The sequence below is a fragment of the Escherichia sp. WS1368 genome, assembly GCF_046487485.1.
GTDB classification, from domain to species: Bacteria; Pseudomonadota; Gammaproteobacteria; order Enterobacterales; family Enterobacteriaceae; genus Escherichia; species Escherichia coli.
On sequence record NZ_JBJQJI010000010.1, the window covers coordinates 137,282 to 148,504 of the forward strand.

Consider the following 11,223-nt stretch of genomic DNA (forward strand, 5'->3'; position numbering starts at 1 on the left):
CCATCATTCCATCCTTTTCGGTGTATCAACTATTCAGAGAGCCCTGTCGCAGGCATCTCAACCAACCTTGCCAGTCAATCCTTCCATAGCCGAATACCCGCAACTTTCGTCATCGGTGACTAAAATCACGTTTGCCATCTCCGGCTCTTGCCGCTGTTCAATGCACCACTGCCTGAACGCATCCCCTTCCAGTAAAGAAAACTCATCCCGATGTTTTTTCCACCAGCTTCGACGCACTCTGACAACGCTCATTTCCCATGCGTGAGCACCGTTGGCATAAGGCTTCACCACACCGGCAATACAGGTAGACAGCCACAGGGAAACAGACTCCTCAGCCAGACGTGTCGACAGTTTTTCCGGGAGGTAATCGTTGATATTGGCGGCATAGCCGGGCCTGAAGTTCAGCACAAACTTTTTAGCCATTGCGCGATCGCAGTAATATTTGCCCACTTGTTCCTGCTCGCTGCGGGCAAATCCTTCCGGCATTACCACGTCCTCACCGTAGACTGATTCAATAAGAAGGCGGGCTGCGTGTGGCATTTGAATCGCGCCTTGCTCACGCAGTACACGCTGCGTCAGCCAGATTCGTCCATGATCGGGATAGACATATGCACTGTTACGCATGGCACTGCCGAACCATTCGTCACCTGGAGCGTCGTCCCAGACGGGGGCCAGAATCAGCAATTCAGGAGGGGAACGCTCGTCTTTTCCGTCACGCTTTAACTGACCATTAATATCGCGGATATGCCGCTGTAATCGCCCCGCCCGTTGGATCAGCAAATCAACAGGGGCCAGGTCGGATATCATTTCGTCCAGGTCAATATCCACACTTTGTTCAATTACTTGTGTACAAACAATGACTTGCGATGATCTCTGTAAACTACAACTTTTACCGAAGCGTGCCAGCGTTTCCGTTTCAATTCGCTGGCGATCGCTAAAAGCAAAGCGGCTATGAAACAGAGAAAGGCTGGAAGCAGGAATGACGCCGCGGGCAAGCAACTGACGATAAACCTTAATAGCGTCATCGACAGAATTCCGGATCCAGGCGATGCATTTCCCCTGACTTACTGCCGATTCGATACGCGCAATACATTCTTGTTCGCTATGAAGCCAACCCACGCTCACGCTACGCTCAACGTCTTTGCGCGTTGCTACCCGGTGTGAATGCACATCCGATTTCGTAACGTGCGTCAGCCAGGGGTAATCATCCTTTTCCAGGAACGGAGCTTCTTGCTGGCCCTCTGCACCACGCGCAAAGGCAGCAACGAGTTTGTCGCGCTGCTGTTGAGATAACGTGGCAGAAAGCAAAATAACGCTGTTTCCTCCACGCGCCTGCCGCTCAATCAATCCTTCAAGAATGCACGACATGTAAGCGTCACAGGCATGGATCTCATCAGCCAGCAGGATTTTGTTACTCAGTCCCAGAAGCCGCAGATTATTATGTTTAAACGGCATCACCGCCATCATCGCCTGATCCAGCGTGCCGACGCCAATTTCAGCCAGCAACGCCTTCTTGTTACTGTCGGCAAACCAGGCCGCACATCCCTGACTGAACGCTTGTTCATCCGGTTCTTCTGACCCGACTAAATCACCGGACCAGAGTGATTCATTAAAGCGGTCCATTAATGTGCGGGCACTGTGTGCCAGCACCAGGCTGGGGCGGGATTCTGGCGAATAGAAAGCAAGCCAGGTTTTTACCAGCCGATCGTACATGGCATTGGCCGTTGCCATTGTTGGCAGGCCAAAAAACAAACCCTGTGCTTTCCCCGCAGCCATCAACCTGTGGGCCAGGATAAGCGCCGCTTCTGTTTTACCTGCGCCAGTCACATCCTCCAGAATAAATAACTGTGGCCCAGGCTGGCTGATATCCAGATCCAGCACCTTTTGCTGTAACGGTGTCGGGTGCTCAATAAAAGGAAACAGCGTATTAATTCCGGTGAAAGGCGCGGTTTGTGCTTTTGGAGGAAAGACGGTTAAGGCGTTTTGAGCCTGAACTAAAGCCTTCTGCCAGTAATCTTTAATATCCATTGCCTGTGCAACGCGTGGAAAAAACCGCGTTGACGATCCCGTCCAGTCTGCGAGTACGACGGTTGCAGAGATATACCAGGAAAGTTGTTTTAAAAGTTCAATGCCCTCGTCATCATCCCAGAATGCGGGGATCTCGATGAGCGGAAACAGTACCTTGATTTCAAGGAGAAAATCTCGTGCGGCAGCTTTGTCTTCAGGCAGAAAATTATCCAGTTCATCAATACGGTCAGGGGGCCGACCATGATGCCCGGTAGTCATGGGCATCCACATCTCCATCACCCGTTTAAGTTTGCGCGGAGAGAGTGAAGATGAAGGAAGCAATTCTTCGTATTCACTTAAATAATGATGCCACAGCCAGTAGCCCAGCGTTGAATGAGAGATCTTTTCGTAATTCTTTCTTGCGCCTTCCGGAACCTTGAGTTGTGGGTGCAGGTAAAGTTGCTGAAAAGAGCGGGCAAATTTTCCAGTATCGTGCCAGCACAATAGCCAGGCGAAAAATTGTGCTGCCTGCTCCGTATCAGCGAAACCTAGTTGACGAAAATAGTCAGTCAGCCCGAAGCAATTGCTTTTAACCATTAAATAGCCCATCGCGGCTACATCCAGCGAATGCCAGCAAAGAAGGTGATAGTCGTCGCCCCCGTCTTTCTCGCCGCGTCGGGTTTTTCCCCAGAAATCAAAAAAAGTCACAATATTTTTATCCTTCAGTAAACTTAAAGGATATTTACGCATATATTAAAAATTATCTGTGATATATATCGTTCAATAAAATATTTACATTATGAATAATCAAATAATTTTCATCCGTAATATATATGAATAATAAACATAGGCATAATATTCACATAAACAATATAAATTAAAAAAGGGTGCAGGAGACCAAACCATCACAATTCAATACGCGGGGTTTTACCCCCGCGTGGTGGCTACTTCTTCGATTCGTAAGCGAGAACTGCCTTAAACTCCATACCACGTTCTCTGATACTCAACTCACACAACGAGTCGCCTACCATCAGCGTGAATCCCAGTACTGTACAACACAGTACGATGATTGCCACAAGGGCATATTTTGTCAGCATGTCTTGCCTCCCTGCAAAGAAGAGACTAACATTCGAATTGCTTAGGTTCGAACGCTGGCCTCAGGTTGATAGAAATATCGCCTGGGGCTTTTGTCCATCTGGAACCTCGCGAATGCTTAACGCCAGACAGCCTCAAGCACCCAACGCCATTCTATACCTGATAATTCTTCCAGCGGCGTTCACGTTTAAAATCAGGAATGCTGCTCGCAAAATAAAAACGCCCCCATCATTTCTGACAGAGGCGTTTAATTTATCCGGCAATATTTACCCTTCGTGTAACCCACATTCTCTTTTTAAGCCAAAGAAACGCGTTTCTTCTTCCGCCATGCCGGGTTCCCATTTACGGGTTGTATGGGTATCACCGACCGATAAATATCCTTCATCCCATAATGGGTGATATTTCAGGCCATGTTTTTGCAGGTACTGATAAATAGTTCGGTTATCCCAGTCGATAATCGGCAGCACTTTAAATACGCCACGCTGAATTGCCAGCACCGGTAAATTGGTGCGGCTGCCGGATTGTTCACGGCGCAGGCCAGCAAACCAGGTTTGCGCATTCAGTTCTTTCAGCGCCCGGTTCATCGGTTCGACTTTGTTGATGTCATTGTACTTTTCAATGCCTTCAACACCCTGCTCCCACAGTTTTCCGTAACGTGCTTCCTGCCAGGCGGCGCTTTCGGTAGCGCGGTACACTTTCAGGTTGAGCTTGAGTTTGTCCGTTAACTCGTCAATAAAGCGGTAGGTTTCCGGGAACAAGTAACCCGTATCGGTGAGGATCACTGGAATATCCGGGCGAATCTGATTCACCAGATGCAGGCTCACCGCCGCCTGAATGCCGAAACTGGAAGAAAGTACATATTCACCGGGCAGATTATCCAGCGCCCAGGCAACGCGGCCTTCAGCGTCCAGTTTTTCCAGTTCGGCGTTAGTTTCTGCCAGCGCCAGAATGCGATCTACCTTCGGCAGTTCGTTCAGGGCGTTTAGATCGAGTTTGGACATAGATTCCTCACTGTTTGCCTTGCCTGATGCGACGCTCACGCGTCTTATCAGGCCTACAAGACCGGGCTGATGGTTAATCCCACAAATCGCGCGCCGGATCGAGCACCGGGCGAATGATGCCCGCACGCACCGTAAAGTCGCCGAAGCCTTCACCCGCTTCGCGCTCTTTCGCCCAGCGCCCTATCAGTTCATCAAGCGACGCCAGGATTTCCGGTTCGGTGATGTTTTCTTTATACATCCGTGGGATACGTGTCCCAATGCGGTTGCCGCCAAGATGCAGGTTGTAGCGACCCGGCGCTTTACCCACCAGGCCCACTTCCGCCAGCATCGCGCGACCACAACCGTTCGGGCAGCCTGTTACACGCATCACGATATGCTCATCGCTGACACCATGTTTCGCCATTAAATTATCGATGTTGTCGATAAAAGACGGCAGGAAACGCTCGGCTTCGGCCATCGCCAGCGGGCAAGTCGGGAATGACACGCAGGCCATTGAGTTTTCACGCTGCGGCGTGACGGCATTCATTAACCCGCTCTCTTTGGCAATCTTCTCGATCTTCGCTTTCTCGCTTTCCGGCACACCGGCGATGATCAGATTCTGGTTCGCCGTAATGCGGAAATCGCCTTTGTGGATCTTCGCGATCTCCAGCAGGCCGGTTTTCAGCGGACGCCCAGGATAATCAAGGATGCGACCATTTTCGATAAACAGCGTCAGGTGCCAGTTATCATCAATGCCTTTAACCCAGCCAATACGATCGCCGCGTCCGGTGAACTCATATGGACGGATCGGTTCAAATTTGATCCCCGCGCGACGCTCCACTTCCGCTTTAAACGTCTCAACCCCCACGCGCTCCAGCGTGTATTTGGTTTTGGCATTTTTACGATCGGTACGGTTACCCCAGTCGCGCTGAGTCGTCACGACGGCTTCTGCCACCGCCAGCGTATGCTCCAGCGGCAGATAGCCAAACTCACTCGCCGTGCGGGCGTAGGTTTTCTTGTTGCCGTGTTCGATAGAAAGCCCACCGCCCACCAACAGGTTAAAGCCCACCAGCTTGCCGTTTTCGGCGATTGCCACGAAGTTCATGTCGTTGGCATGCAGATCGATATCGTTCTGCGGCGGGATCACTACCGTAGTTTTGAATTTACGCGGCAAATAAGTCTGACCGAGGATCGGTTCTTCATCGGTGGTGGCGACTTTTTCCTGATCGAGCCAGATCTCCGCATACGCGCGGGTACGCGGCAGCAGATGTTCAGAGATTTTCTTCGCCCATTCATACGCTTCCGCGTGTAGCTGCGACTCGTAAGGGTTCGAGGTGCAGAGTACGTTACGGTTCATGTCGTTAGCAGTCGCCAGCGCATCAAGACCGACCGAGTGCAGCATCTGGTGCACCGGTTTGACGTTCTTTTTCAGAATGCCGTGGAACTGAAACGTCTGGCGGTTGGTCAGGCGAATGCTGCCATAGATGGTGTTTTCACCGGCAAATTTATCGATCGCCTGCCACTGTTTGGTGGTAATCACGCCACCCGGCAGACGGCAGCGCAACAGCATTGCATGACGTGGCTCCAGCTTCTGTTCAGCACGTTCGGCGCGGATGTCGCGGTCATCCTGCTGATACATGCCGTGGAAGCGGATCAGCAGGAAGTTATCGCCCTTAAAGCCGCCGGTCAGACCGTCGTTTAAATCTTCCGCAATGGTGCCGCGCAGGTAGTTGCTTTCAAGCTTCATGCGCTCGGCGTCTGTCAGTTTTCCTTCGACCACTAAAGGCCCTGGATGTTTTTCGCTCATTAGTAGACATCTCGCTGATAACGGCGCTCTACGCGCAGCTCACTTAAAAATTCATCCGCCGCTTCGGTGTCCATGCCACCAAATTCGGCAATCACTTCCAGAAGTGCCTGCTCAACGTCTTTCGCCATGCGATTAGCGTCGCCGCAGACATAAATGTGGGCACCGTCATTGATCCAGCGCCACAGCTCTGCGCCCTGTTCGCGCAGTTTGTCTTGTACGTAAATTTTTTCTTTTTGATCGCGCGACCAGGCAAGATCGATACGCGTCAGCACGCCCTCTTTGACGTAGCGCTGCCATTCCACCTGGTAGAGGAAATCTTCCGTAAAGTGCGGGTTGCCAAAGAACAGCCAGTTTTTCCCCGGCGCTTCGTCGGCGGCGCGTTGCTGCATAAAGGCGCGGAACGGCGCGATGCCGGTGCCTGGGCCAATCATAATCACCGGCGTTTGCGGGTTAGCGGGCAGGCGGAAGTTATCGTTATGTTCGATAAAGACGCGGACTTCACCCTCTTCTTCCACGCGATCCGCGAGGAAGCTGGAGGCACCACCGGCACGGGCGCGGCCTTCCACGTCGTAACGCACCACGCCAACGGTGACGTGTACTTCGTTCTCGACTTCCGCCTGCGAGGAGGCGATGGAATACAGGCGCGGGGTCAGCGGGCGCAGCAGGTTAATCAGCGCTTCGGCATCCAGTTGCGCCGGAGAGAAACGCACCATGTCGACAATCGGCGTCGTCGCGGCGTAATGCTGTAACTTCGCTTTATCGCCCACCAGCGGCAGCAGCGTTTCGCTGCGGGTAAGCGTGGCATAGTTCTCAACAATGTTGGCGGTGTTGACGGTCAGTTCGAAGTGCCACTGTAGCGCTTCGTTCAGCGGCAGGGTTTTGCCCTCAACGTTGACAGGTTCATCACCTTTCAGCCACAGCAGTTCGACAAGTTCTTTCACCAGTGCCGGATCGTTCTGATACCAGACGCCCAGCGCGTCACCCGGCTGGTAACGCAGGCCCGAGTCACCTAAGTCAATTTCGATATGGCGAACGTCTTTTTCAGAGTTACGCCCGGTAATTTTCTGGTTAACAGAGAGGCTCGCCACCAGCGGCGCGTCTTTGCTGTACGGGCTGGTGTGGATTTCATTTACCGCGCCAGTAGCGACGGATTGCGAAGGTGCCGCGACAGGCGCACGCGATTTAAGCGCATCAACCACGCGGGCGCGCCACTCGATGGCAGCAGCCTGGTATTCAACGTCGGCATCGACACGGTCGAGCAGGCGTTCACCGCCCAGTTCCGCCAGCTTGCTGTCAAAATCTTTCCCGGACTGGCAGAAAAATTCATAAGAGCTATCGCCGAGGCTAAACACGGCAAATGCGGTGTTTTCCAGCTTCGGCGCTTTTTTGGAGAACAGGAACTTATGCAGCGCGACGGCTTCTTCCGGCGGTTCCCCTTCTCCTTGCGTTGACGTCACCACGATAAGCAGTTTTTCGCTGGCGATTTGTTTGAATTTATAGTCGCCCGCGTTCACCAGCTTAACGTTCAGTTTTGCCGCCAATAAATCATCGCGTAATGCTTCAGCAACCCGGCGCGCATTGCCGGTTTGCGAAGCGGAGATAATAGTTATACCCGGCATTTCTGCGGCGGGCGCTGGCGTCGCTGCAAGCGCAGCTGGCTGCTGGTTGAGCACGCCCCAGAAATAGCCAGAAACCCAGGCAAGCTGGGTGGGAGTTAAATCGGTCGTGGCCGCCTGAAGGCGTGCCAGTTGCTCCGGGTTCAACGGAAGCAACGCGGAAGGTGGGACCTGTGTCGTCATGCGTCGTTATGTTCCAGTAAGCAAAGCTGTTTCTGCGCCCTGTCAGCGCCCATAAAACAGAAGAGAAGATAAGGTTAACGGGGTGAACGGTGTGGATTAAAGACGGGATAGCGATAACTAATAACCAAATCGACTAACCTGTTTTAGCAATAGTCTTTAACAACAAAATAGATTAACCAACCCAATGAAAAACAAATGAATATTGCCCATCAATAAGATAAATCAGCGATTTTGCGCAACAAAGTCGTTTTAGATAATGCGAAAAAACAGCCTTTCCGGTACTCTACGGCGGTTTTATCGTCCTGTAGAGAAATTATGATGTCCACCACGTTATTTAAAGATTTCACCTTCGAAGCCGCTCACCGCTTACCACACGTCCCGGAAGGGCATAAATGTGGTCGCCTGCACGGGCATTCCTTTATGGTGCGACTGGAAATTACCGGGGAAGTCGATCCGCATACGGGCTGGATTATCGATTTCGCTGAACTGAAAGCGGCGTTTAAGCCAACCTACGAGCGCCTCGATCACCATTATCTCAATGATATTCCAGGTCTGGAAAACCCAACCAGCGAAGTTTTAGCAAAATGGATTTGGGATCAGGTTAAACCCGTTGTGCCGCTGTTAAGTGCGGTGATGGTAAAAGAAACCTGTACTGCAGGCTGTATCTATCGCGGCGAATGATAAGAGTGTGTCGGCGGTCAATTTCCCTTAAGTAACGCCATGTTAGGGTGTTGTGTTCTGGATATCTGGGGCATGACATGGAAGACAACTGCGACATTATTATTATTGGTGCCGGTATAGCAGGTACCGCTTGTGCTTTACGCTGCGCGCGGGCAGGTTTGTCCGTTCTGTTACTGGAACGCGCTGAAATCCCCGGCAGCAAAAATCTTTCCGGCGGGCGTTTATACACCCATGCGCTCGCGGAACTCCTCCCGCAATTTCATCTGACCGCGCCTCTTGAACGACGCATCACTCACGAAAGCCTTTCTCTGCTAACGCCGGATGGCGCAACGACGTTTTCCAGCTTACAGCCCGGCGGTGAATCCTGGAGTGTATTACGTGCACGGTTCGATCCGTGGCTGGTTGCCGAAGCCGAAAAAGAAGGTGTCGAATGCATCCCCGGTGCGACGGTGGATGCGCTGTATGAAGAAAACGGCAGGGTGTGTGGTGTCATTTGTGGTGACGATATTCTCCGCGCCCGTTATGTGGTGCTGGCAGAAGGTGCCAACAGCGTCCTGGCTGAACGTCACGGGTTAGTGACTCGTCCTGCTGGCGAAGCGATGGCGTTGGGGATCAAAGAAGTGCTGTCGCTGGAAACATCCGCTATTGAAGAACGTTTTCATCTGGAGAATAACGAAGGCGCAGCGTTGCTGTTCAGCGGCGGGATCTGTGATGACTTACCCGGCGGCGCATTTCTTTATACTAATCAACAAACGCTCTCGTTAGGGATTGTTTGCCCGCTCTCTTCCCTTACGCAAAGTCGTGTTCCGGCAAGCGAGCTGCTGGCTCGCTTTAAAACGCATCCGGCAGTGCGCCCGCTTATCAAAAACACGGAATCACTGGAGTATGGTGCGCATCTGGTGCCAGAAGGTGGCTTGCACAGTATGCCGGTGCAATACGCCGGTAACGGCTGGCTGCTGCTGGGCGATGCGTTGCGCAGTTGCGTCAATACCGGAATTTCCGTGCGCGGCATGGATATGGCGCTAACTGGCGCGCAGGCGGCGGCACAAACGCTGATAAGCGCCTGCCAGCACCGCGAGCCGCAAAATCTGTTTCCGCTTTATCATCACAACGTCGAGCGCAGCCTGCTATGGGATGTTCTACAACGTTATCAGCATGTTCCGGCGCTTTTGCAACGCCCTGGCTGGTACCGTGCGTGGCCTGCGTTAATGCAGGATATTTCCCGCGATTTATGGGATCAGGGTGATAAACCTGTTCCACCGCTGCGCCAGTTATTCTGGCGTCATTTACGTCGTCACGGCCTGTGGCATCTGGCGGGCGATGTTATCAGGAGTCTGCGATGTCTGTAGCCCGTAATCTCTGGCGCGTTGCCGATGCGCCGCACATTGTTCCGGCTGACTCCGTTGAGCGCCAGACGGTACAACGGTTGATTAACGCTTGTCCGGCTGGTCTTTTTTCGCTCACACCGGAAGGTGACTTACGCGTTGATTATCGCGGCTGCCTGGAGTGTGGCACCTGCCGTTTGCTGTGCGACGAATCAACACTACAACAGTGGCGCTATCCGCCTTCCGGATTCGGCATCACCTACCGCTTTGGATAAATAATAAGGATAATTTATGCCCCTCTTACACCTGCTCCGCCAGAATCCGGTGATTGCTGCCGTTAAAGATAATGCCAGCCTGCAACTGGCAATCGATTCTGAATGCCAGTTTATTTCAGTGTTGTACGGCAATATCTGCACCATCAGTAATATCGTTAAAAAGATTAAAAACGCCGGAAAATATGCCTTTATTCATGTTGATTTGCTGGAAGGCGCATCGAACAAAGAAGTGGTGATTCAGTTTCTGAAACTGGTGACCGAGGCGGACGGCATTATCAGCACGAAAGCATCGATGCTGAAAGCGGCAAGAGCGGAAGGTTTTTTCTGTATTCATCGCCTGTTTATTGTTGATTCGATTTCGTTTCACAACATTGATAAGCAAGTTGCGCAATCGAATCCGGATTGTATTGAGATCCTGCCAGGCTGTATGCCTAAAGTGCTGGGCTGGGTGACGGAGAAAATCCGCCAACCGCTGATTGCCGGCGGGCTGGTGTGCGATGAAGAAGATGCGCGTAATGCGATTAACGCGGGTGTTGTGGCGCTTTCCACCACGAATACCGGGGTCTGGACGTTAGCGAAAAAATTGCTTTGACGGGATACTCGTAACGAGTTGAATTTGTGTGATTTGTAGGCTGCACGCCACATCCGACATTCAGCGCCTGATGCGACGCTTGATGAACTGCACCCCAAATGTTGGACATAATCTGACATCTGAAGGTGCAGTTTATGAAACATTCATTTGAAGTAAAACTTGCCGCTGTAAATCATTACCTGGCTGGTCATGCAGGCATCATTTCTACGGCAAAACTCTTTCAACTTTCTCACACCAGCCTCTCACACTGGATTAATCTTTTTCTTCTTCACGGTCCTCGGGCACTGGATTGCAGACACAAGCGTAGCTATTCTCCTGAAGATAAACTTTGCGTGGTTCTTTATGCTCTCGGGCATTCTGAGTCTCTACCCCGGGTAGCTGCCCGGTTTAACATTCCCAGCCACAACACGGTTAAAAACTGGATAAAAGGCTACCGCAAATCTGGTAATGAGGCCTTTATCAGGCGCAGGAAGGAGAAAAGCATGACCCGTTCTGATGATACCCATGAAAACGAGGCAAACATGACGCCGGAAGAGATGAAGAATGAGCTACGTTATCTTCGCGCAGAAAATGCATATCTGAAAGCCATGCAGGAGCATCTCCTGGAAAAAAAGCGCCAGGAGCTGGAGAAAAAACGAAAGTCATCCGGAGCCTGAGGTGCG

At 51.8% G+C, this 11,223-nt stretch carries 9 protein-coding genes and 1 pseudogene; 5 read left to right on the forward strand and 5 right to left on the reverse strand.

The window, feature by feature from the left end; all coding sequences use genetic code 11:
• Positions 1-57: 57 nt before the first annotated feature.
• The 5 genes from ACJHYD_RS17380 to cysJ form a co-directional block, all read right to left on the reverse strand.
• Positions 58-2,757, reverse strand: a complete 2,700-nt coding sequence (locus tag ACJHYD_RS17380; protein ID WP_001551555.1) for a CRISPR-associated helicase/endonuclease Cas3 — start codon at positions 2,755-2,757, stop codon at positions 58-60.
• A 194-nt stretch (positions 2,758-2,951) separates the two neighbouring features.
• Positions 2,952-3,104 carry a Hok/Gef family protein gene (locus tag ACJHYD_RS17385; RefSeq protein WP_000956458.1) on the reverse strand — a complete coding sequence of 51 codons (153 nt, stop codon included), beginning with the start codon at positions 3,102-3,104 and terminating at the stop codon, positions 2,952-2,954.
• A 264-nt stretch (positions 3,105-3,368) separates the two neighbouring features.
• The gene (gene cysH / locus ACJHYD_RS17390) at positions 3,369-4,103 is read right to left on the reverse strand and encodes a phosphoadenosine phosphosulfate reductase (protein ID WP_001521160.1); all 735 of its coding nucleotides are present in this window, start codon (positions 4,101-4,103) and stop codon (positions 3,369-3,371) included.
• Positions 4,104-4,176: 73 nt separating this feature from the next.
• Positions 4,177-5,889, reverse strand: coding sequence for an assimilatory sulfite reductase (NADPH) hemoprotein subunit (gene cysI / locus ACJHYD_RS17395; protein WP_001290706.1), 1,713 nt, complete (start codon positions 5,887-5,889; stop codon positions 4,177-4,179).
• The gene (cysJ, locus tag ACJHYD_RS17400; protein ID WP_001551556.1) at positions 5,889-7,688 is read right to left on the reverse strand and encodes an NADPH-dependent assimilatory sulfite reductase flavoprotein subunit; all 1,800 of its coding nucleotides are present in this window, start codon (positions 7,686-7,688) and stop codon (positions 5,889-5,891) included. Before cysJ ends, cysI begins: the two co-directional genes overlap by 1 nt.
• Before the next feature lie 318 nt (positions 7,689-8,006).
• Between cysJ and queD the strand changes: the two genes are divergently transcribed.
• The 5 genes and pseudogenes from queD to ACJHYD_RS17425 form a co-directional block, all read left to right on the forward strand.
• Positions 8,007-8,369 carry a 6-carboxytetrahydropterin synthase QueD gene (gene queD / locus ACJHYD_RS17405; RefSeq protein WP_000108294.1) on the forward strand — a complete coding sequence of 121 codons (363 nt, stop codon included), beginning with the start codon at positions 8,007-8,009 and terminating at the stop codon, positions 8,367-8,369.
• A gap of 77 nt (positions 8,370-8,446) precedes the next feature.
• Complete coding sequence (locus tag ACJHYD_RS17410) at positions 8,447-9,718, forward strand: FAD-dependent oxidoreductase (RefSeq protein ID WP_001521163.1); 1,272 nt, start codon at positions 8,447-8,449, stop codon at positions 9,716-9,718.
• Positions 9,709-9,969: a ferredoxin family protein gene (locus tag ACJHYD_RS17415; RefSeq protein ID WP_000109536.1), complete on the forward strand. Its 261-nt coding sequence runs from the start codon at positions 9,709-9,711 to the stop codon at positions 9,967-9,969. The genes ACJHYD_RS17410 and ACJHYD_RS17415 overlap by 10 nt, the downstream gene beginning before the upstream one ends.
• A 16-nt stretch (positions 9,970-9,985) precedes the next feature.
• Positions 9,986-10,561, forward strand: coding sequence for a glycerol-3-phosphate responsive antiterminator (locus ACJHYD_RS17420; RefSeq protein WP_001130266.1), 576 nt, complete (start codon positions 9,986-9,988; stop codon positions 10,559-10,561).
• Positions 10,562-10,695: 134 nt separating this feature from the next.
• Positions 10,696-11,223, forward strand: a pseudogene (locus tag ACJHYD_RS17425) (transposase); the annotation flags it as partial.

Coding starts and splice junctions, on each gene's coding strand:
- ACJHYD_RS17385 (WP_000956458.1), bottom strand. CDS start 3,104: ATGCTGACAAAATATGCCCTTGTGGCAATCATCGTACTGTGTTGTACA.
- queD (WP_000108294.1), top strand. CDS start 8,007: ATGTCCACCACGTTATTTAAAGATTTCACCTTCGAAGCCGCTCACCGC.
- cysJ (WP_001551556.1), bottom strand. CDS start 7,688: ATGACGACACAGGTCCCACCTTCCGCGTTGCTTCCGTTGAACCCGGAG.
- cysH (WP_001521160.1), bottom strand. CDS start 4,103: ATGTCCAAACTCGATCTAAACGCCCTGAACGAACTGCCGAAGGTAGAT.
- cysI (WP_001290706.1), bottom strand. CDS start 5,889: ATGAGCGAAAAACATCCAGGGCCTTTAGTGGTCGAAGGAAAACTGACA.
- ACJHYD_RS17415 (WP_000109536.1), top strand. CDS start 9,709: ATGTCTGTAGCCCGTAATCTCTGGCGCGTTGCCGATGCGCCGCACATT.
- ACJHYD_RS17410 (WP_001521163.1), top strand. CDS start 8,447: ATGGAAGACAACTGCGACATTATTATTATTGGTGCCGGTATAGCAGGT.
- ACJHYD_RS17380 (WP_001551555.1), bottom strand. CDS start 2,757: ATGCGTAAATATCCTTTAAGTTTACTGAAGGATAAAAATATTGTGACT.
- ACJHYD_RS17420 (WP_001130266.1), top strand. CDS start 9,986: ATGCCCCTCTTACACCTGCTCCGCCAGAATCCGGTGATTGCTGCCGTT.